This window comes from Streptomyces sp. NPDC097129, from assembly GCF_055668065.1.
The window spans coordinates 421,622-442,774 of record NZ_JBVOQE010000004.1 but is presented as its reverse complement, the minus strand read 5'-3'; the positions used below and the strand labels follow the sequence as shown (position 1 = coordinate 442,774).

The 21,153-nt window shown below is 72.5% G+C and carries 19 protein-coding genes; 12 read left to right on the top strand and 7 right to left on the bottom strand.

The features are described from left to right. Positions 1–41: 41 nt before the first annotated feature. The 6 genes from scy (at position 42) to AC0B9F_RS15835 (ending at position 9,481) form a co-directional block, all read left to right on the top strand. A complete protein-coding gene (gene scy / locus AC0B9F_RS15860; RefSeq protein WP_472002851.1) occupies positions 42–4,274 on the top strand; it encodes a polarized growth protein Scy in 4,233 nt (1,410 codons plus the stop codon). Positions 4,275–4,526: 252 nt separating this feature from the next. Beyond that, complete coding sequence (locus tag AC0B9F_RS15855) at positions 4,527–5,462, top strand: cellulose-binding protein (protein ID WP_472002849.1); 936 nt, start codon at positions 4,527–4,529, stop codon at positions 5,460–5,462. Positions 5,463–5,558: 96 nt separating this feature from the next. Beyond that, positions 5,559–6,518: an ABC transporter ATP-binding protein gene (locus AC0B9F_RS15850; RefSeq protein WP_472002847.1), complete on the top strand. Its 960-nt coding sequence runs from the start codon at positions 5,559–5,561 to the stop codon at positions 6,516–6,518. A gap of 3 nt (positions 6,519–6,521) precedes the next feature. Beyond that, positions 6,522–7,292, top strand: coding sequence for an ABC transporter permease (locus tag AC0B9F_RS15845; RefSeq protein ID WP_472002845.1), 771 nt, complete (start codon positions 6,522–6,524; stop codon positions 7,290–7,292). A 132-nt stretch (positions 7,293–7,424) separates the two neighbouring features. Next, positions 7,425–8,621 (top strand): ABC transporter ATP-binding protein, encoded by a 1,197-nt coding sequence (locus AC0B9F_RS15840; protein ID WP_472002843.1) that lies wholly within the window; start codon positions 7,425–7,427, stop codon positions 8,619–8,621. Next, entirely contained in the window at positions 8,618–9,481 is an 864-nt protein-coding gene (locus AC0B9F_RS15835; RefSeq protein WP_472002841.1) for an ABC transporter permease, read from the top strand. Before AC0B9F_RS15840 ends, AC0B9F_RS15835 begins: the two co-directional genes overlap by 4 nt. 27 nt (positions 9,482–9,508) lie before the next feature. Here AC0B9F_RS15835 and AC0B9F_RS15830 read toward each other — a convergent pair whose 3' ends face one another. After that, positions 9,509–9,841, bottom strand: a complete 333-nt coding sequence (locus tag AC0B9F_RS15830) for an ATP/GTP-binding protein (protein ID WP_472002839.1) — start codon at positions 9,839–9,841, stop codon at positions 9,509–9,511. 240 nt (positions 9,842–10,081) lie between these two features. Between AC0B9F_RS15830 and AC0B9F_RS15825 the strand changes: the two genes are divergently transcribed. Beyond that, positions 10,082–11,110 (top strand): LLM class flavin-dependent oxidoreductase, encoded by a 1,029-nt coding sequence (locus AC0B9F_RS15825; RefSeq protein WP_472002837.1) that lies wholly within the window; start codon positions 10,082–10,084, stop codon positions 11,108–11,110. 81 nt (positions 11,111–11,191) lie between these two features. Here the strand turns inward: AC0B9F_RS15825 and AC0B9F_RS15820 are convergent, their stop codons facing one another. Further along, on the bottom strand, positions 11,192–11,584 hold the full coding sequence (locus AC0B9F_RS15820) for an SCO5389 family protein (protein WP_472002835.1): 393 nt from the start codon (positions 11,582–11,584) through the stop codon (positions 11,192–11,194). A 275-nt stretch (positions 11,585–11,859) separates the two neighbouring features. On the opposite strand from AC0B9F_RS15820, the gene nucS reads away from it, so the two are divergent. Then, positions 11,860–12,531: an endonuclease NucS gene (gene nucS / locus AC0B9F_RS15815; protein WP_472002833.1), complete on the top strand. Its 672-nt coding sequence runs from the start codon at positions 11,860–11,862 to the stop codon at positions 12,529–12,531. 85 nt (positions 12,532–12,616) lie between these two features. Here the strand turns inward: nucS and AC0B9F_RS15810 are convergent, their stop codons facing one another. From AC0B9F_RS15810 to AC0B9F_RS15795, 4 genes are all read right to left on the bottom strand, one after another. Then, positions 12,617–15,160 carry an ATP-binding protein gene (locus AC0B9F_RS15810; protein WP_472002831.1) on the bottom strand — a complete coding sequence of 848 codons (2,544 nt, stop codon included), beginning with the start codon at positions 15,158–15,160 and terminating at the stop codon, positions 12,617–12,619. 409 nt (positions 15,161–15,569) lie between these two features. Beyond that, entirely contained in the window at positions 15,570–15,893 is a 324-nt protein-coding gene (locus tag AC0B9F_RS15805; protein WP_247463973.1) for an STAS domain-containing protein, read from the bottom strand. 146 nt (positions 15,894–16,039) lie between these two features. Continuing rightward, on the bottom strand, positions 16,040–16,888 hold the full coding sequence (locus AC0B9F_RS15800) for a 3-hydroxyacyl-CoA dehydrogenase family protein (RefSeq protein ID WP_472002829.1): 849 nt from the start codon (positions 16,886–16,888) through the stop codon (positions 16,040–16,042). Between the two features lie 414 nt (positions 16,889–17,302). Further along, a complete protein-coding gene (locus AC0B9F_RS15795) occupies positions 17,303–17,728 on the bottom strand; it encodes an ATP-binding protein (protein WP_472002827.1) in 426 nt (141 codons plus the stop codon). Positions 17,729–17,810: 82 nt separating this feature from the next. Between AC0B9F_RS15795 and AC0B9F_RS15790 the strand changes: the two genes are divergently transcribed. Together AC0B9F_RS15790 and AC0B9F_RS15785 are read left to right on the top strand one after the other, a co-directional pair. After that, positions 17,811–18,659: a helix-turn-helix domain-containing protein gene (locus AC0B9F_RS15790; protein WP_472002825.1), complete on the top strand. Its 849-nt coding sequence runs from the start codon at positions 17,811–17,813 to the stop codon at positions 18,657–18,659. Then, positions 18,619–18,885 carry a DUF397 domain-containing protein gene (locus AC0B9F_RS15785; protein ID WP_472002823.1) on the top strand — a complete coding sequence of 89 codons (267 nt, stop codon included), beginning with the start codon at positions 18,619–18,621 and terminating at the stop codon, positions 18,883–18,885. The genes AC0B9F_RS15790 and AC0B9F_RS15785 overlap by 41 nt, the downstream gene beginning before the upstream one ends. Here the strand turns inward: AC0B9F_RS15785 and AC0B9F_RS15780 are convergent. After that, positions 18,882–19,520 (bottom strand): TetR/AcrR family transcriptional regulator, encoded by a 639-nt coding sequence (locus tag AC0B9F_RS15780; RefSeq protein WP_472002821.1) that lies wholly within the window; start codon positions 19,518–19,520, stop codon positions 18,882–18,884. The two genes, AC0B9F_RS15785 and AC0B9F_RS15780, sit on opposite strands and share 4 nt — an antisense overlap. An 80-nt stretch (positions 19,521–19,600) precedes the next feature. Here AC0B9F_RS15780 and AC0B9F_RS15775 point away from each other — a divergent pair, with 80 nt between their 5' ends. Together AC0B9F_RS15775 and AC0B9F_RS15770 are read left to right on the top strand one after the other, a co-directional pair. After that, the gene (locus tag AC0B9F_RS15775) at positions 19,601–20,389 is read left to right on the top strand and encodes an ABC transporter ATP-binding protein (RefSeq protein WP_472002819.1); all 789 of its coding nucleotides are present in this window, start codon (positions 19,601–19,603) and stop codon (positions 20,387–20,389) included. Between the two features lie 13 nt (positions 20,390–20,402). Beyond that, complete coding sequence (locus AC0B9F_RS15770; RefSeq protein WP_472002817.1) at positions 20,403–21,152, top strand: ABC transporter permease; 750 nt, start codon at positions 20,403–20,405, stop codon at positions 21,150–21,152. Position 21,153 lies beyond the last annotated feature (1 nt).

Sequence of the window (21,153 nt, the reverse complement as noted above, 5' to 3'; positions counted from 1 at the left end):
GTTGGAGAGACTTGCGACCAGGGGACGGATGGGACCGCGCAGTGCGGGGCTACGAGAGCCAGGAGCGGGAGCCGGCGGCTGACGTCGACCACCTCACTCGGTTCGAAGCCGAGATGAAACGGCTGAAGACCGAGCGGGAAAAGGCGATCCAGCACGCCGAGGACCTCGGCTACCAGGTCGAGGTGCTGCGCGCCAAGCTGCACGAGGCGCGCCGCACCATCATGTCCCGGCCCGCCTTCGACGGCGGTGACATCGGTTACCAGGCCGAGCAGTTGCTGCGCCAGGCCCAGGTGCAGGCCGACCAGATCCGCGCCGACGCCGAGCGCGAGCTGAGCCAGGCCCGCGCCCAGACCCAGCGCATCCTGCAGGAGCACGCCGAGCAGGCCGCGCGGCTGCAGGCCGAGCTGCACCAGGAGGCGGTGACCCGGCGCCAGCAGCTGGACCAGGAGCTGGCCGAACGCCGGGCGACCGTCGAGTCGCACGTCAACGAGAACGTCGCGTGGGCCGATCAGCTGCGCGCCCGCACCGAGGCGCAGGCCCGCCGGCTCCTGGAGGAGTCCCGCGCCGAGGCCGAGCAGGCCCTGGCCGCCGCCCGCGCGGAGGCCGAGCGGCTGACCGCCGAGGCCCGCCAGCGGCTCACCGGCGAGGCCGAGTCGGCCCGCGCCGAGGCCGAGCAGCTGCTGCGCCGCGCCCGCGCGGACGCCGAGCGGCTGCTCAACGCCGCCTCCACGCAGGCCCAGGAGGCCACCGACCACGCCGAGCAGCTGCGCACCTCCACCGCCAGCGAGTCGGAGGCCGCGCGCCGCCAGGCGCAGGAGCTGAGCCGCACCGCGGAAGCCCGCATCGCCGAGGCCGACACCGCGCTGCGCGAGGCCCGCGCCGAGGCGGAGAAGCTGGTCGCCGAGGCGAAGGAGGCCGCCGCGAAGGCGCTCACGAGCGCCGAGGCCGCCAACGAGACCCGTACGCGCACCGCCAAGGAGCAGGTCGCCCGGCTGGTCGGCGAGGCCACCAAGGAGGCCGAGTCCACCAAGGCGGAGGCCGAGCAACTGCTCGCCGACGCCCGCGCCGAGGCGGAGAAGCTGCTCGCCGAGGCCGCGGAGAAGGCGCGCAGCGCCACCGCGGAGGAGACCGCCACCCAGCTGTCCAAGGCGGCCAGGACCGCCGAGGACGTGCTCAACAAGGCGTCCGAGGACGCCAGGCAGACCAGGAAGGCCGCCGCCGAGGAGGCGGAGCGCATCCGCACCGAGGCCGAGGCCGAGTCGGACCGGCTGCGCGCCCAGGCGCACGAGATCGCCGAGCAGCTCAAGGGCGCGGCCAAGGACGACACCGAGGAGTACCGGGCCAGGACGGTCGAGCTGCAGGAGGAGGCCCGCCGGCTGCGCGGCGAGGCCGAGCAGCTGCGTGCCGACGCGGTCGCCGAGGGCGAGAAGATCCGCGCCGAGGCCCGCAAGGAGGCCGTCCAGCAGATCGACGAGGCGGCCAGGACCGCCGAGGAACTGCTGGCCAAGGCCAGGGCGGACGCCGACGAGCTGCGCAAGTCCGCGACCGCGGACAGCGAGAAGGTGCGCACCGAGGCCATCGAGCGGGCAACAACGCTGCGCCGGCAGGCCGAGGAGACCCTGGAGCGCACCCGCGCGGAGGCCGAACGGCACCGCGCGGAGGCCGCCGAGCAGGCCGAGACGGTCAAGACGGACGCCGAGCAGGCCGCGCGCGAGCTGCGCGAGGAGACCGAGCGGGCGATGGCGGCCCGGCAGGCGGAGGCCGCCGAGGAGCTGACCCGTCTTCAGACGCAGGCGCAGGAGCGGCTCGCCGCGGCCGAGCAGTCCCTCGCGGACGCCCGTGAGGAGGCCGCCCGCATCCGCCGGGAGGCCGGCGAGGAGACCGAGCGGCTGCGCGGCGAGGCCGCCGAGCGCATCCGTACGCTCCAGCAGCAGGCCGAGACCGAGGCCGAGCGGCTGCGCACCGAGGCCGCCGCGGACGCCTCCGCCTCCCGCGCGGAGGGCGAGGCCGTCGCCGTACGGCTGCGGTCGGAGGCCGCGGCGGAGGCGGAGCGGCTGAAGACGGAGGCGCAGGAGAGCGCCGACCGGCTCCGCGCCGAGGCGCAGGCCGCGGCCGAGCGGCTCGCGGCGGAGGCGTCGGAGACGCTGGCCGCCGCGCAGGAGGAGGCGGCCCGCCGCCGGCGTGAGGCCGAGGAACTCCTCGCATCGGCGCGCCAGGAGGCCGGCCAGGAACGTGAGCAGGCCCGCGCGCAGAGCGAGGAACTGCTCGCGGCGGCGCGCACCCGGGTGGAGGAGGCACAGGCCGAGGCGACCCGTCTGGTCGAGGAGGCCGAGCGGCGCGCGGGCGAGATGGTCTCCGCGGCCGAGCAGCACGCGCAGCAGGTGCGCGACTCCGTGGCCGGGCTGCACGAGCAGGCGCAGGAGGAGATCGCCGGGCTGCGCAGCGCCGCCGAGCACGCGGCGGAGCGCACCCGCCGCGAAGCCCAGGAGGAGGCCGACCGGGTCCGCACGGACGCCTACGCCGAGCGGGAGCGGGCGGGCGAGGACGCCGCGCGGCTGCGCCGGGAGGCGAACGAGGAGTCCCAGGCCGCCAAGGCGCTCGCCGAGCACACGGTGGCGGAGGCCGTCGAGGAGGCCGAGCGGGTCCGTTCGGACGCCGCCGAGCACGCGCAGCGGGTGCGCACCGAGGCCTCGGAGACCATCGCGCAGGCCGACCAGCAGGCGGCCCGTACGCGGGCGGACGCCCGGGAGGACGCCAACCGCATCCGCTCGGACGCGGCGACGCAGGCGGACACCCTCATCACCGAGGCCCGCAGCGAAGCCGAACGCCTCACCACCGAGACCGTCGCCGAGACCGACCGGCTGCGCACGGAGACCGTCGCGGAGGCCGAACGCGTCCGCACCGAAGCGCTGGAGGAGGCCGAGCGGGTCCGCACGCAGGTGCGGGAGGAGACCGACCGGCTGCGCACCGAGGCCTCCGAGACCCGGGCTCAGGCCGAGCAGGACGCGACGCGTACCCGGGCCGATGCCCGGGAGGACGCCAACCGCATCCGCTCGGACGCGGCGACGCAGGCGGACACCCTCATCACCGAGGCCCGCAGCGAAGCCGAACGCCTCACCACCGAGACCGTCGCCGAGACCGACCGGCTGCGTGCCGAGACGATCGCTCGGACGGACCGGCTGCGCGCGGAGACCGCCGCGGAGGCCGAACGCGTGCGCACCGAGGCGCTGGAGGAGGCCGAGCGGGTCCGCACGGAGTCGGTCGCCACGGCCGAGACGCTGGTCGGGGAAGCGACCGCGGAGGCGGAGCGGCTGCGTGCCGAGGCCGCCGAGACGGTGGGCAGCGCCCAGCAGCACGCCGAGCGGATCCGTGCCGAGTCCGAGCGGGTCAGGACGGACGCGGCCGAGGAGGCCGAGCGCGTCGTCACGGCCGCCCGCGAGGAGGCCGAGCGCACCCTGGACGAGGCCCGCAAGGACGCCAACAAGCGGCGCAGCGAGGCCGCCGAGCAGGTCGACAAGCTCATCACGGAGACCACGGCCGAGGCGGACAAGCTGCTCACCGAGGCGCAGCAGCAGGCGCTGAAGACGACCGCGGACGCCGAGGCGCAGGCGGACACGATGGTCGGCGCGGCCCGGCAGGAGGCCGAGCGGATCGTCTCCGAGTCGACCATCGAGGGCAACCAGATGGTCGAGAAGGCCCGTTCGGACGCGGACGAGCTGCTGGTCGGCGCGCGCCGGGACGCCACGCAGATAAGGGAGCGGGCGGAGGAGCTGCGCGACCGCATCACCTCCGAGATCGAGGAGCTGCACGAGCGGGCGCGGCGCGAGGCCGCCGAGACGATGAAGTCCACCGGCGACCGCTGCGACGCGCTCATCAAGGCCGCCGAGGAGCAGCTGGCCAAGGCGGAGGCGAAGGCCAAGGAGATCGTCTCGGAGGCCAACTCCGAGGCGGGCAAGGTCCGTATCGCCGCCGTGAAGAAGGCCGAGGGGCTCCTCAAGGAGGCCGAGCAGAAGAAGGCCAGGCTGGTCAAGGAGGCCGAGGAGCTCAAGGCCGAGGCGGTCCGCGAGGCGCGGCGCACGGTCGAGGAGGGCAAGCGCGAGCTGGAGATCCTGGTGCGGCGCCGCGAGGACATCAACGCCGAGATCTCCCGGGTCCAGGACGTGCTGGAGGCGCTGGAGTCCTTCGAGGCCCCCGCGCCGGCCAAGGACTCCGGGGTCAAGGCGGGTGCGACGGTCGGCGCCCCTCGATCGGGTGGCAAGTCGTCAGACGGCTAGCGCCGGCGGGACCGCAAGGGTCAGCCTGAAGGCAACGGCACGGAGGGGAAGCGCAAGTGACGCGGCGGTGTTCCGGGGGCTGGAACGGGGACTCGGACAGGGCCTTTGACGGTGTCTTGGCAAGTCGTCCGCCGATCAGCCACCCAAAAGGGGTGTCATTCTCCAGATCAAACACGTATCCGCTCGATGACACGCCGTTCTGACCCCTAGGATTCCACTATCACCTCACCGGTCTCATTCGACAGGAACCCCATGAGCGACACTTCCCCCTACGGCTTCGAGCTTGTGCGGCGTGGGTACGACCGCGCTCAGGTGGACGAACGTATCTCCAAGCTCGTCTCCGACCGTGACCAGGCCCTCTCCCGCATCACCGCCCTGGAGAAGCGCATCGAGGAGCTGCACCTCGAGACGCAGAACGCCCAGGCGCAGGTGACCGACGCCGAGCCGTCCTACGCCGGTCTCGGCGCGCGCGTCGAGAAGATCCTGCGCCTTGCCGAGGAAGAGGCCAAGGAGCTGCGCGAGGAGGCCCGGCGCGCCGCCGAGCAGCACCGTGACCTCGCCGAGTCGGCGGCCCAGCAGGTGCGCAACGACGCGGAGTCCTACGCCTCCGACCGCAAGGCGAAGGCCGAGGACGAGGGCGTCCGGATCGTCGAGAAGGCCAAGGCCGACGCGGCTCAGCTGCGCTCCGAGGCGCAGAAGGACGCGCAGTCCAAGCGGGAGGAGGCGGACGCCCTCTTCGAGGAGACCCGCGCCAAGGCCGCGCAGGCCGCCGCCGACTTCGAGACGAACCTCGCCAAGCGCCGTGAGCAGTCCGAGCGTGACCTGGCCTCCCGTCAGGCCAAGGCCGAGAAGCGGCTCGCGGAGATCGAGCACCGCGCCGAGCAGCTGCGCCTGGAGGCGGAGAAGCTGCGCACGGACGCCGAGCGCCGCGCCCGCCAGACGGTGGAGACGGCCCAGCGCCAGGCGGAGGACATCGTCGCCGACGCCAACGCCAAGGCCGACCGCATCCGCTCGGAATCCGAGCGCGAGCTCGCGGCGCTCACCAACCGCCGCGACTCCATCAACGCCCAGCTGACGAACGTCCGCGAGATGCTCGCCACGCTGACCGGTGCGGCGGTCGCCGCCGCGGGCGCGCCGGGTGACGACGAGCAGGTTTCTCGTGGGGTGCCGGCGCAGCAGTCTCGCTGACCGCGTACGCCAACGCCCGGGATACGGCGTCCGAACGACTGACGAAGCCCTCCGCCAGCACTGGCGGAGGGCTTCGTTCCGTCCTAGCGTGGCCGCATGATCGAGCTCGAGGGGCTGACCAAGCGGTACGGCGAGAAGGTGGCGGTGAACAATCTGAGCTTCACCGTCAGACCCGGCATCGTCACCGGCTTCCTCGGTCCCAACGGCGCGGGCAAGTCGACGACCATGCGGATGATCCTGGGCCTGGACCGGCCCACGGCCGGGGATGTGCGCATCGACGGCAGCCACTACGACCAGCTGAAGGACCCGCTGACGTACATCGGCGCGCTGCTGGAGGCGAAGGCCTGGCACGGCGGGCGCAGCGCCTACAACCACCTGCTGTGCCTCGCGCAGAGCAACGGCATCCCCACCCGCCGGGTGCGTGAGGTGCTGGAGGCGGTCGGTCTGACGGCGGTGGCGAGGAAGAAGACCAAGGGCTTCTCGCTCGGCATGGGGCAGCGGCTCGGCATCGCGGCCGCCCTGCTCGGCGATCCGCGGATCCTGATGTTCGACGAGCCGGTCAACGGCCTCGACCCCGAGGGCATCCACTGGATCCGCAACCTGATGAAATCGCTGGCGGCGCAGGGGCGGACCGTGTTCGTCTCCTCCCACCTGATGAGCGAGATGGCGCTCACCGCCGACCATCTCGTCGTCATCGGGCAGGGCCGGCTGCTGGCGGACACCTCGATGGCCGACTTCATCGCCCGCAACTCCCGCACCTTCGTCCGGATCCGCACCCCGCAGCGCGAACGGCTGCTGGACGTGCTGCACCAGGCGGGCATCACCGTCGTGGAGAGCGGCAGCGGGGTGCTGGAGGTGGAGGGCGGCAAGAGCGAGCAGATCGGTGAGCTGGCCGCGCAGCACCAGATCGTGCTGCACGAGCTGAGCAGTCAGCAGGCCTCCCTGGAGGAGGCGTTCATGCAGCTGACCGCGCAGACGGTGGAGTACCACGCACACGACGGCACACCCACGGCACAGCAGCAGCCGTGGGGCGCCGAATGGCAGAAGGGAAGCTGAGCCATGGCGGCGGTCCAGGTCATCCGCTCGGAGTGGACCAAGATCCGTTCGGTGGCGTCCACGGTCTGGACGCTGTCCCTCGCCGTGGTGGTCACCATCGCCCTCGGCATGCTGATCTCGGCGCTGTCGAAGAACGAGTTCGACACCATGAGCCGCAAGGACCGGCTCTCCTTCGACCCGACCTTCATCAGCTTCGCCGGGATGACCCTCGGCCAGCTCGCGATGATCGTGTTCGGCGTGCTGGTGGTGTCGAACGAGTACAGCACCGGCATGATCCGCGCCTCGCTGGCCGCGGTGCCCAGGCGCGGCACGTTCCTGTTCAGCAAGGTGGCCGTCGCGGCCGGGCTGGCCCTGCTGGTCGGCATGGCGACCAGCTTCGCCACGTTCTTCCTCGGGCAGGCGATGCTGGGCGAGCACCGGGCCTCGATCGGCGACCCCGGCGTACTGCGCGCGGTGTTCGGCGGCGGCCTCTACATGACGCTGATCGCGATGTTCTCGATGGGCGTGGCCGCGATGCTGCGCTCGCCGATGCTCTCGCTCGGCATCCTGATGCCGTTCTTCTTCCTGATCTCGAACATCCTCGGCAACGTCAGCGCGACGAAGAAGGTCGGCCAGTACCTGCCCGACCAGGCCGGCAGCAAGATCATGCAGGTGGTCACCCCGGTCGGCGACGACACCCCGTACGGCCCCTGGGGCGGCCTCGGGATCATGGTGGCGTGGGTGGCGGCGGTGCTCGTCGGCGGTTACGTCCTGCTGAAGCGGCGTGACGCGTAGGGCCGGGCCGGCCCAGACGGCAGGTCACTGCCTTTGCCTTCTCTTGGGCGGAACCGTCAGCGCCTGGATATCCTCCTAACCCTTACGGGGGCGTGTGCCCTGCTGTCCTGAACCTTGCGATGGGTGCGGAGCATGATCGAAGCAGTCGGCCTGACGAAGCGCTACGGCGACAAGACCGCTGTGTACAACCTCTCCTTCCAGGTGCGGCCCGGTGCCGTCACCGGTTTCCTCGGGCCGAACGGCTCGGGCAAGTCGACGACCATGCGGATGATCCTCGGCCTGGACAACCCCACCGCCGGGTCGGTGACGATCTGCGGCCACCCCTACCGCCGGCTGCCGAACGCGGCCCGCCAGGTCGGCGCCCTGCTGGACGCCAAGGCCGTGCACGGCGGCCGCTCCGCCCGCAGCCACCTGCTGAGCCTGGCCCAGCTGTCCGGCATCCCGGCCCGCCGCGTCGACGAGGTGCTCGGCGTGGTCGGCCTCCAGGACGTGGCCGGGCGGCGCTCCAAGGGCTTCTCGCTCGGCATGGGCCAGCGGCTCGGCATCGCCGCCGCGCTGCTCGGCGACCCGCAGGTGCTGCTCTTCGACGAGCCGGTCAACGGCCTCGACCCCGAGGGCATCCTGTGGGTGCGCAACCTGATGAAGGCGCTCGCCGCCGAGGGGCGCACGGTGTTCGTCTCCTCCCACCTGATGAGCGAGATGGCGCTCACCGCCGACCATCTCATCGTGATCGGGCGCGGCCAGCTCCTCGCCGACATGAGCGTGCAGGACTTCATCGCGGCGAACTCGGCCGGCTTCGCGCGCGTGCGCACCCCCGACACCGAGCCGCAGCAGCGCGAGAAACTGATGGCCGCGCTCACCGAGGCGGGCGGCCAGGTGCTGCCCGAGCAGGACGGCGCGCTGCGGGTGACGGGGCTGGCGCTGCCGCGCATCTCCGACCTCGCCCACGAGCACGAGGTACGGCTGTGGGAGCTGAGCCCGCACCAGGCCTCGCTGGAGGAGGCGTACATGCGGATGACGCAGGGCGCCGTCGACTACCGCTCCACGATCGACCAGAAGGCCGCCTTCCAGCAGCCGCTGCCGCCGGGCGCCGAGCCGCCGATGCCGGTGCCCGGACAGGGCCAGCCCGGCTGGTACGCCCCGCCGCCGCCCCAGCACGGCGGGCAGCCGTTCCCGCCGCCCCAGGGACAGCCTGGCCCGTACGGCGCCCCGCAGGCACCGGGCGGGGCCCCGGCGAACCCGTACGCCCCGCAGGCCCCGCAGCAGGCCCCCGCGCCCGCCGCCCCCTCCGCCGACCCGACCACCGCCCAGTCCGAGGACGCCCGATGAGCTCGCCCCAGATCCCGACGCCGCAGACCGCGCCGACCTGGCAGACGGCGCCCGGCGCGCCCGGCTACACCTCGCCGATCCCGATCGTGCGCACCCACCTCGGGCACGCCGTCGCCTCCGAGTGGACCAAGCTGCGCTCGGTGCGCTCCACGCTGTGGACGCTCGGGGTGTTCGTGCTGCTCGTCGTCGGCATCGGCCTGACGATCGGCACGCTGGTCGCCGCCCACGCCTCGCCGGAGAGCCTCAGGGAGAACAGCCCGCTGCCGTTCGGCCTCTTCGGCGTGCTGCTGGGCAGTGTGTGCGTCATCACGCTCGGCGTGATGACGACGGCCTCGGAGTACGGCACCGGCATGATCCGCACCACGTCGGTGGCCTGTCCGACGCGCGGGCGGGTGCTGACGGCGAAGGCGATCGTGCTGTTCACGGTGGTGTTCGCGGTCACGCTCGTGTCGACCGCGTTCGTCTCCTTCGCACTGACCGGCATCGTCTCCGACGCGAAGGAGCCGTCCGGCGGGGAGTGGTTCAAGGCCACCGTCGGCGTCTCGCTGTACATCGCGCTGCTCGGCCTGTTCTCGATGCTGCTCGGCTCGATCATCCGGCACTCGGCCGGCGCGATCACGGTCATGATCGGTGTGGTGCTGGCCCCGCTGGTGCTCGCCCTGTTCATGGCGACGGAGTCGCTGCAGAAGGTCCGCGAGTTCCTGTTCGACTACTCGATCCCGTCCCAGCTCGGTGTGTTCTACACCGCGTCCATCGGCGAGTCCGGCCCCTCCGGCTGGGACCCGCTGTGGATCGCGCTCGGTACGACGGCCGCCGCCTTCGCCGGCGCGTGGGCACTGCTGGAGAAGCGGGACGTGTAGGGCGTACCGGAGAGAGCCGGTCGGAGGTCAGAACCTCGGCGCGTTACGGGACCGCTGCACCCGAATGGTGCGGCGGTCCCTGGCGTTCCAGCAGGCCTTGTGCCAGTGGCGGCGGTCGTCGACGCCCGCGTGCTCGGGCCAGGCCACGACGTGCGGGACGCCGTCGGGGATGAGCTGGTCGCAGCCGGGGCAGCGGTAGCTCTTGCCCTGGGCGCTGGACCCCGCCACGTGCCGCACGTTCCAGTCGTCGCCCTGCCAGTTCACCGACGACTGCCAGCCGCCGTAGCGGGTCGACTGGTCGTCCTCGGCGCTGCGGCTCGGCGCACCGGAGCCCTTGGGACGGTTGCGACGCGGGGACACAGGACACCTCACGGAGCTCTACAGGAAGCAGGGGCCGCTTCCAGCGTACGCGGCGCGCTCGGGGGTACTCCCCGCTCCAGGGCCGGTGACGGGCCTCAAGTCCTCCCGCCGCGGGGCCCGTTCTCCCGCGTTCTCCCGACAATCCGCAAATTACTCCGTCAGGCCGTGTCCTCGGCACGTGTCAGACGGTTATGCCGGGTGGGGGAGCTCCGCGTCGGAGCCGAGGAAGCAGGAAAAGCTATGCGCGTTGGAAGTTTCGTGTTGGCCGCCCAGTTCCCCGGCCAGGGCCCGGGAGAGGCGCTGCACCGCGCGGTCCGCTCCGCCGAGGTCGCCGAGGAGGCCGGGCTCGACACGGTCTGGCTGGCCGAGCACCACTTCGTGCCGTACGGCACGTGCCCGTCGGCCGTCACCCTGGCCGCGCTGCTGCTGGGCCGTACCCGCAGGCTGCGGGTGGGGACGGCGGTCAGTGTGCTGCCGACGGCGCATCCCGTCGCGCTCGGCGAGCAGGCCGCGCTGCTGCATCTGACGAGCGGCGGCCGGTTCTCGCTGGGCGTGGGACGGGGCGGGCCGTGGGTGGACCTGGAGGTGTTCGGCTCGGGCCTCGGGGCGTACGAGTACGGCTTCCCGGAATCACTCGATCTGCTGACACGCTGGCTGCGCGACGCGCGGGTGTCGGCGGACGGCGAGCTGTTCCGCTTCCGTGAAGTGCCCGTCGTGCCAAGGCCGTCGGAGGCGCTGACGGACGACCCGGGCCCGGAGGTGATCGTCGCGTGCACGTCCCCGTCGAGTGTGCGGCTGGCGGCCGAGCGCGGGCTGCCGATGCTGCTCGGCATGCACGTCGGGGACGAGGAGAAGGCCGAGATGGTCGCCCTGTGGCGGCGGTCCGCGCGGGCGGCGGGCCGCGCCGAGGACGAGATCCGGTCGGCGGGGCATGTCTCGGCCGGCGTCTGCCAGCTCGCGGACCGGCGCACGGACGCGGTGGAGACCCTGACGAAGGCCATGCCGGGCTGGCTGAAGCAGGGGCTCGACGCCCATGTCACGGTCGACGGCCGGCAACGGCGGATGCGGGACCCGCTGGAGTACACCGAGCTGCTGTGCGGGCTGCACCCGGTGGGCCCGCCGCGGCTCGCCGTCGACCGGCTCGCCGCGACCAGCGAGCGAACCGGTATCTCCCGGTTCGCCCTGCTGGTGGAGGGTTCGGGCGATCTCGCGGCCACGGAGGAGAACGTCCGGCGCCTGGGCGCCGAGGTACTCCCCCAGCTGTCCTGAGAGCGTCCCGGGGAGCTTGCCGCTCCGGTTTCGATGTCTGCACCTCCCACGGGCGGAGCGGCAAGCGGGCGACTCACCGCGTCAGCAGTCCCGCAGTTCCGGGGACTGGTTCAGCAGCTGGTTGCGGATCGAGGTGAAGCGCGCCAGCGTCTGGTCCACCGAGGCGTCCATCGGGAACACCGCCACGCGGTGGCAGTTCTGGAAGGCCAGCCGCACACCGAAGTGCCGCTGCAGCGCACCGCGTATCGCGTCACTGGCCAGCGCGCGCAGCAGCTGGCCGCGCGCCTGCTCGTCCGGCGGGGGCGTCTGGTTGTCGGCGAACTCGCCGCCGTCGACCTTCAGCTGGGCCACCAGGGAGCTGATCATCTCCCATGCGTAGGGCAGGGAGGTCCGGACGCAGTCGACGAATGCTGCTTCGTCGACCTCGCCTCGCTCGGCCTGTTCGAGTAGGGCCGGTGAGACGTCGAGCGACATGGGTTCTCCTCTCGCACCCCCGCACAGCAGGGGTTGCCGGACACGGAAAGAGGAGCCCGCCATGCCGAAATACCGAACACGGTGAGTACACGCATAGCGACCTCCCGTTTTCTACGGTAGGCAACAGACGGTGACGGCACCAGGCGAATGGGCAGATAGGAACGCCCAGTTGGGCACACAATCGGCCAGTGTGGAACAGGCGGAATCAGGGAGATTAGGGGCGGCTCACGGGGCGAATCGCGTGCACCGGCGTCGGTCGAGTAGCGTTGCCGACCATGCGTCTCGTCATTGCCCGATGCTCCGTGGACTACGCCGGCCGGCTCACCGCCCACCTGCCCTCCGCGCCCCGACTGATCCTGGTCAAGGCGGACGGCAGCGTCTCCATCCATGCCGACGACCGGGCCTACAAGCCCCTGAACTGGATGTCGCCGCCGTGCACCCTGAAGGAGGGCACGGGCGAGGAGGAGGGCGTCTGGACCGTCGTCAACAAGGCGGGCGAGAAACTGATCATCACGATGGAGGAGATCCTCCACGACTCCTCGCACGAGCTCGGCGTCGACCCCGGCCTGATCAAGGACGGCGTGGAAGCGCACCTTCAGGAGCTGCTCGCCGACCGCATCGAGACCCTCGGCGAGGGCTACACGCTCATCCGGCGCGAGTACATGACCGCGATCGGCCCCGTGGACATCCTGTGCCGGGACGCCGACGGCCGGACCGTCGCGGTGGAGATCAAGCGGCGCGGTGAGATCGACGGCGTCGAGCAGCTCACCCGCTACCTGGAGCTCCTCAACCGCGACCCGCATCTCGCGCCGGTGCGCGGCATCTTCGCGGCCCAGGAGATCAAGCCGCAGGCCCGCGTCCTCGCCACGGACCGCGGCATCGGCTGCCAGGTCCTGGACTACAACGCCCTGCGCGGCATCGAGGACGACAAGCTGCGGCTGTTCTGACGCCCCCAGGCGTACGACGGCAGCCGCGCCCCGCGCGAAGGGCCGGACCCGGTCGAGGGGTCCGGCCCTTCGCCGTGCGCGGGGCTCAGATCACCGACTCCGTGCCGCTCGGCGTGGTGCTCTGCGGTGCGCTCGCCGAGCTGCTGGACCCGGCGGGGGCGCTGGAGGAGGCGGGGCCGCTCGCGGTGTCCGTGGTGGACGGCGTCTCCGTCGGCGTCTCGGTCGGCGTGGGTTGCGCCGTGTCGCTCGGCGTGGGAGACGGCGAGGCGGACCTGGACGGCTTCGGGGACGTCGTCGGCGTCGGGGGCGTCTTCGTCGGCGGCTTCGGCGACGCCGGGTCCGACGGCGCCGTGGTGGACCCGCCCCCCGTCCCCCGCGTCCCCGTCGGGTGGTCGGACGGCTGCGATGTCGTCGTGGGGGTCGGGTCGTCCGCTGTGCCGTAGGTGCCGTCGGGGCCCGGGTCGGTGGGGCGGCCGGCCGGGGCGCCGGTACGGCCGCGGGGGGCGTCGGCGTTCTTCTGCGGGGTGTCGGCGCCCACGGTGCCGTCGTTGGTGTCCTGCCCGGCGGACGGGGTGACGCCGACCTGGTCGGACGGGGTGTGCGCGTCGTTGTCGGAGCTCGCGCCCAGCGTCACCACCGTGCCGAGTACGGCGACGAGCAGCGCTCCGGCGCCGGCCGCGACGAGGTTGCGGCGGGCCAGGCTCTTCAGACCGCCGCGGGCCTTGGGGGCGGGGCCGTGGGGGGCCGGCGCGGCCTGGCGGGTGACGAGGGTGACGCCGTGGTCCGGGGCGGGCCGGGGCAGCGGCGGAATCGGTGCGAGCACTCCGGCGACCGGGGAGGCGGACTCCTCGGAGCGGGCCGCCGCCAACTCCTCCCCCGCCGTGGCCGCGCTCGCCGTCACCGGGAGGCCGGGCACGTCGCCCGCGCGGTCGGCGACGAGGGCGAGAGCGCGACGGCCCGCGACGGTGCCGCGCTTGTCGCTGACCGCGCCGCGCAGCCCGACGGACGCCTCCAGTTCGGCGCGGGCCCGGTCGAGCCGGCCGGCGCAGAGCGCGAGGACGCCCAGTTCGTGGTGGAAGTAGGCCTGTTCGGCGACCTCGCCGGCCAGCCGGGACGCCTCGGCGCCCGCACGCAGCGCCCGTTCCCAGGCGCCCCACTCCAGGCCCGCGGCGAACGCGGGGGCGGCGGCGCGGGCGAGCGCGACGGCGGTGTGCTCGCCGTCCTCCTCGTCGGGGCCCGCGGACACCATGGGTGCGAGGGCGCCGAGCACGGCGTCGGCCTCGGCGCAGACCCGTTCGGGGCTGACCGAGGGGTGTCCGGCCCACCAGGTGTAGTGCCGGGCGGCGGTGCGGGCCTGCTCGGTCGCGTCGTCGGCGTATCCGGCGGCCTCCAGCTGGGTCTGGACGCCGGCGGCGAGCCGGTAGCGGGCGCCGACCGGGGAGACCAGTCCGCAGGCGGCGAGTTCGCCGAGCGCGGCGTCGGCGTGGGTGTCGCCGACGAGGGCGGGCAGGTGCGCCTGGTGCGGCACCTCGCCGCCGAGGGCGACGGCGAAGCGCAGCGTGGCGCGGGCCGAGGCGCTGAGGCGGGACGCGAGCAGCGGGGCGGGTGCGGCGGCCTCGCCGAGCGAGGGCAGCGGCGTGTCCTCGTCCGGATCGGCCGGAACCGGTACGTCGTGCGGCACGGCGTCCTCGAAGACGCCGTACTCGTCGACCGCGTCGGCGCCCGCGCGCAGCCGGTCGTGCTGCCGCAGCAGGGCGCCGGCCTGGACGAACCTCAGCGGCAGGCCCTCGGACTCGAACCACAGGTCGCCCGCCCAGTTGGCCTCGTCCTCGGTGAGGACGCGGCCGAGGGTCTGCTCGATCAGGTCGACGCCGCCCGCCCGGTCGAGTCCGCTGAGGAAGACCTCCTCGACGGCGGAGCCGGCGGACGGGGCGGCGGTGTCCGGGGTGGCGGCGAGCAGCCAGGCGCACTCGGGGGTGGCGTCGAGCAGCTCTTCGAGCGCCGCCCCGCCGAACTCCAGGTCGTCGAGGACGACGACGGCGCCGATGTCGCGGACGCACGCCGTCAGTTCGTCGCGGGCCGGGCGGTGCCGGGGCGCGTTGTGGATGGTGCGGAAGAGGTCGTGCAGCAGGTCGTCGGCGGTGCGGTGCAAGCCGTTCAGGCGGACGACGCCGTCGGGGGCGAGGTCCGCGCAGTCCCCGGCGACCAGTTCGAGGAGGCTGGTGCGGCCGGAGCCGGCGGGGCCGGTGAGGCGTACGGAGCGGCCGCGGGCCAGCAGGCGGACCAGGCGCTCGCGTTCCTCGTCGCGGCCCAGCAGCGGCAGCGCGGGCCGGGCGGGTCCGGGCGGCACGGGCGGGGCCGCGGCCCGGTCGGCGTCGGCGCGTTCGGCGGCGGTGCGGCGGGCGGGGCGGCCGGGCAGCCCGGTGGGCGGGCAGGGCTCTATCTCGCTGCCGTCGACGGGGTTGACGGTGAGCAGGAGGTCGCCGGAGACGACCTGGGCCATGCGGGCCTGCGCGGGCCCGTGCTGGCCGAGGTCGGGTGAGAGGGGATCCCTGGACGGGCGCGGGCGCGGCGCGTGGCCGTCACCCTCGCGGCCGTGCTCCTCGGGCCCCCGGGTGTTCGGGTCCATAGGTGTCAAGCCCCCCAAAAGCGTCGTGTGGCGGTAGCCCCTCCCGGCCTTGCTGCACACTGCGCTGTCGCTTCTGGTCCGGTGCCCGGTCGAGGGTTGCGGGCGGCGGGCAGACGAACCGTAAACCTTGGCTCAGTATCTCCGACAGCCCGGGGTACCGTGCCGCCCGAGACGTCACGGTCTCGTGAGGATTGGGCGCGTGGTGCGTTTCGCCGGGTCTCGGCCGTACGCCGGGTGCCCCCGCGCGCCGGGGCTACACCCGGGACGGACAGCCCGCGTCGGGGCCGGACCCGGGACGGACGGCCCGCGTCGGGCCGCACCCGCGTCGGGCGGCCTGCGTACCGGGGCCACCCCCGGGGCGGGCGGCCTGCGTGCCGGGGCCGTTCCCGGGCAGGAGCGCGCGCCGGGGCTACACCCGGGGCAGGGAGTCCACGGCGAGGCCGCCTTCGATGGCGAGGATGCGGTGCAGGCGGGTCGCCACCAGCAGGCGCTGCATCTGCGGGGGTACGCCGCGCAGCACCAGGCGGCGGCCGCAGCGGCCGGCCCGGCGGTGGACGCCCATGATGACGCCCAGCCCGGTGGCGTCCCAGGAGTCCAGCTCTGACAGGTCGAGCACGAGGTCGCCGACGCCGTCGTCGACCGCCGAGTGCAGGACCGTACGGGCGTCCGCCGCGCTGCGGACGTCGAGGCGGCCCCCGACGACCAGCTCGACGTGGTCGCCCCTGATGTGCATATGCGCTCCTCGGGTGAGTGCGGTGGCTACTCCATGACGTGGGTGTGCCAGGTCTGACTGCGTCGACGGCAGTGCGGTTGCTGGCTGTGAGCGAACCGATACCTGATTCACCCCGGAGAGTGACCTCTCCGGGGTGAGGGCGGTGATCAGTACGTGTAGAAGCCCTGCCCGCTCTTGCGCCCGATGTCACCGGCGTCCACCATCCGGCGCATCAGCTCCGGCGGGGCGAACTTCTCGTCCTGGGACTCGGTGTAGATGTTGCTTGTGGCGTGCAGCAGGATGTCGACGCCGGTGAGGTCGGCGGTGGCGAGCGGGCCCATCGCGTGACCGAAGCCCAGCTTGCAGGCGGTGTCGATGTCCTCGGCGGTGGCGACGCCGGACTCGTACAGCTTGGTGGCCTCGACGACGAGCGCCGAGATCAGACGGGTCGTCACGAACCCGGCGACGTCCCGGTTGACGACGATGCAGGTCTTGCCGACGGACTCGGCGAACGCGCGGGCGGTGGCGAGGGTTTCGTCGCTGGTCTTGTAACCGCGGACCAGCTCGACGAGCTGCATCATCGGCACCGGCGAGAAGAAGTGCACGCCGACGACCCGCTCCGGGCGCTCGGTGGCCGCGGCGATCTTGGTGATCGGGATGGCGGAGGTGTTGGAGGCGAGGACGGCCTCCGGGCGCACGATCTTGTCGAGGGCGCGGAAGATCTCGTGCTTGACCTCGAGCTTCTCGAAGACGGCCTCGACGACGAGGTCGGCGTCGGCGGCGGCGTCCAGATCGGTCGTGGGCGTGATCCGGGCGAGGGCGGCCTCGGCGTCCTCAGCCGCCAGCTTGCCCTTGCTCACGAACTTGTCGTACGACGCCTTGATGCCGTCGGTGCCGCGCTGCAGTGCCTCGTCGGTGACGTCGCGCAGAACGACGTCCCAGCCCGCCTGCGCGGAGACCTGGGCGATGCCGGACCCCATGAGACCGGCCCCGATGACGGCGAGCTTCCGTGCCACTGTGCGACTCCCCTGATACGCGCTGTCGTCAGGCCCCGGCGTCCCGTCCCCTCATCCGCTCGGAGGGTGCGCCCGGCGCCTCGGGCAGGAACTCACCGGGCGCCACCGGGCAGGGGGAGGGTCGATGCCGGGGCCAACTTCTCTCCGGCGGACACTAGCGCCCACGAGGGGCGGCGCGGCGGAGTTAGTAACGCGTTTCACGTCTCACGGGGTGAGACGCCGGTCACGTCCGGCGACGGAGGAAGTTGACGCGGCGTCGGCGGCGCCCTCCGGGGAAGGAGGAGGACAGCGCCGCCTGTCACTCCGGGGACTCGGTCAGTTCTGCCCCCATGCCAGCCGGCTCGGCTTGGGCCGGGTTGGCCCGGAGGGCCGGGTGACGGCGCACGATGAGTGCTCACGTCGCGCGCGCACCCCTCATCGCTCCGGCCGCTTGACCGCGCACTCGAACCACACCGCCTTGCCGCCGGCGGGGTGTGGCGTCACCCCCCACCGGTCCGTGACCGCCTCCACCAGCAGCAGGCCGCGGCCGCCCTCGGCGAGTAACTCCCCGCTCCCCCGCACCGGCAGCCGCGGGCAGCTGTCGGAGACCTCCACGCGTACCGCGCCCGGCAGGATCAGGAAGCAGATGGCGCAGCGGCGGCCGGGCACGTGCCGGACGACGTTCGTCAGCAGTTCCGTCAGCGCGATTTCGGCCGCGTCACTCACCTCCGACAGGCCCGAGCGCAGCAGGTACATCCGCAGAATGCGGCGCAGATGCCGCACCGAGTGTCCGCCCAGCCCGAACTCGGCGCGGTAGCGCGGCTCAAAGTCCGTCGCATGGGGACCAGTTACGTCGTTCATGCCACCACAGTGCGACGGACCGCATACGCTCGACTACGCAGCGAAATCAACGCCGTGAGGTGTTGCAGGCCGGAGGTACGACGTGGCCAACGTCCAGAATCTCGACCCCACCGCTTCCCCGCTCGACTACTACGGCTGGGAACTGCGCCGCCACCGCGAGGCCGCCGGCCTGAGCCAGGGGCAGCTCGGCGAGATCATCTTCTGCACCGGGTCGCTGATCGGGCAGATCGAGACGACGAGAAAGGTCCCGACGCGGGACTTCTCGGAGCGGGTGGACGCCGCGCTGGGCACGGACGGGCTCTTCTCGCGGCTGATCGGGCTGGTGCTGCGGAGCCAACTGCCCACGTGGTTCCAGCCGTACGCCGAGATGGAGGCGAAGGCGACCTACATCTCCACGTATCAGGCGCAGGTCGTGTACGGGCTGTTGCAGACGGAGGAGTACGCGCGCGCGGTGCTCGCCACCGGCATGCCGGACGACCTCGACGGGCTGGTGGCGGCCCGCATGGAGCGCCAGCGCATCCTGGAGCGGGAGCAGCCCCCGCTCGCCTGGGCGATCCTGGACGAGGCGGTGCTGCTCCGGCCGATCGGGGGCCGGGACGTCATGCGCCGCCAACTCGCGCGCCTGTTGGAGTTCGCCCGCCACCGCTGGGTGCACGTTCAGGTGCTGCCGAACTCGGCGGGTCAACACGCCAGCCTGGCCGGTTCGTTCAACGCGCTTCGCTTCGAGGACGATCCCGATATCGTCTACACGGAAGACCTGATCTCGGGCCATATGACCGCCAGCCCCGAGACCGTCAGGGAGGCAGTACTCCGTTACGCTCGCTTGCAGGCCGCGGCCCTCCCCGTGGAGGATTCGGCGGCACTGATCGCCCGCGTGATGGAGGAACGCTATGGAGACCGCTCCCAGCCTGAGGAACGCACAGTGGCGTAAGTCCAGTTACAGCGGAAACACCGGCGGCGACTGCGTCGAGTGCACCGTCACCGACGGCGCGGCGTGGCGCTCGTCCTCGTACAGCGGAAACACCGGCGGCGAGTGCCTCGAGGTCTCCGACAATCACCCCGGCACCGTCCCCGTCCGGGACAGCAAGAACCCCGCCGGCCCCGTCCTGCTCATCGGCGGAGCCGCCTGGCAGGCGTTCGTCGACGGACTGCGCTAACCCGCGCGTACCGCGTACTCCAGTACCCGCTCGCTCAGCAGCTCCTCGACCTCGTCGAGGAGCTGAAGCGTTTCCCGGGACACTTCCGCCGGCTTGCGCTCCTTGAGCATCTCGCGGCCGATGGAGGCGAACACCGTCTCGTAGATCCAGCAGATCTGGCCCGCCATCAGGTCCGGCAGCGGATCGTCGGCAGCCGCGCCGGTCTCCTCGGCCAGCACCGCCCGCAGGTTGTCGTGGCTGTCCTGCTGGAGCATCCACAACCGGGACCGCAGCGTCGGCGCCTCCTGGATGACGCGCATGAAGCGGCTGTAGTCCTCCATCAGGCCGACGCGGGGTGAGACGGCCTCGACCTCCCCGCGCAGTTCCCGCAGAACGGCGCGCGCGGCGGACTCCCCCGCATCCCGCCCCCGGACCCAGCGGGCCAGCCGGTCGACGACGCCGGCCGAGCGGTCCAGGAAGAGGTCCTCCTTGGCGGGGAAGTAGTTGTAGACGGTGTTGACGGAGACGTCCGCCGCGTCCGCGATCTCCGCGACCGTCACCGCGTCGAAGCCGCGCTCCAGGAACAGCCCGGTGGCGACATCCGAGATGTACTGCCGGGTCTGCCGCTTCTTCCGCTCCCTGAGCCCCTCAGCCATGCCGTCATCCTAGCTTTGCTGGGCCCACCCAAAACTTGGAGTCATTGCAAAATTTCAGGGACTCTGTTTTTCTGTGAGGCATGCCAGCAGTCATCAGCGCGAGCGGACTCGCGCGCACCTTCACGACCAAACACGGCCCCGTCGAGGCCGTACGCGGCATCGACCTCACCGTCCGCGAGGGCGAGATCCTGGGCTTCCTCGGCCCCAACGGCGCCGGGAAGACGACCACCCTGCGGATGTTGACCACCCTGCTGAAACCGACGGGCGGCAGCGCCACGGTCGCCGGGCACGACCTGGCGAGCGACCCGGTAGGCGTGCGGCGGGCCTGCGGCTACGTCGCCCAGTCCGGCGGCGTCGACCCCCAGATCGGCGTCCGGGAGGAGCTCGTCACACAGGGGCGGATGTACCGGCTGAGCAGGACCGAGGCCGTGGCCCGCGCCGAAGAACTGGCCCGCGACCTGAACCTCACCGAGCTGCTCGACCGCAAGTGCGGCGCGCTCTCCGGCGGTCAGCGGCGCCGGCTGGACATCGCGATGGCGCTCACGCACCGCCCGCGCGTGCTCTTCCTCGACGAGCCGACCACCGGACTGGACCCCGGCAGCCGTGCCGACCTGTGGGACCTGGTGCGGCGGCTGCGCGACGAGCACGGCACGACCGTCTTCCTCACCACGCACTACCTGGACGAGGCCGACGCCCTCTCCGACCGCCTGGTGATCGTCGACAAGGGCACGGTCGTCGCCGAGGGCACGCCGACCGCGCTCAAGCTCCGCTACGGCGGCTCGATCGACGCCACGCTCCAGGACACGTTTCTCGCCATCACCGGCCGGGGTCCCGCCGCCCCGGCCGACGCCGCCCCCGTAGCCGTATAGGACACCCGGACAGATGCTGATCCACGACACCGCGCTCATCTTCGGCCGCTATCTGCGCCAGACCCTGCGCTCGCGCTTCGCGATGCTCTTCGGCGTGCTGATGCCGCTGCTGTACCTGCTGTTCTTCGGTCCGCTGCTCACCGACCTGCCGCTGGGCGGCAAGGGCAGCTCGTGGCAGGTGCTGGTGCCGGGCCTTCTGCTCCAACTGGGTCTTTTCGGCGCCCTGTTCGCGGGATTCATGATCATCCTGGAGAACGGGGTGGGCGTGGTCGAGCGGATGCGGGTCACGCCCGTCAGCCGGCTGGCGCTGCTGCTCGGGCGGGTCCTGCGGGACGCCACGGTGTTCGTCTTCCAGGCCGTACTGCTCGTCCTCGCGGCCCTGGTCATGGGGCTGCGCGCACCCCTGCCCGGCGTACTGATCGGCTTCGCGTTCGTCGCGTTGCTGACCGTGTCGCTGGCGTCGCTGTCGTACGCGGTGGCGATGAAGGTGCGCAGCCCGCAGGAGTTCGGTCCGCTGATCAACGCGGTCTCCATGCCGTCGATGCTGCTGTCCGGGCTGATGCTGCCGATGACCCTGGCTCCGGACTGGCTGGACGTCCTGTCCCACTTCGTACCGTTCCGCTATCTGGTGGACGCGATGCGCGACGCCTACGTCGGCGAGTACGCCACCGCGCACATGCTCTACGGCACCCTGGTGGCCGTCGGATTCGCGGCGCTCGCCGTGACAGTGGGCACACGAGTGTTCCGGAAGGCCGACGCGTAAC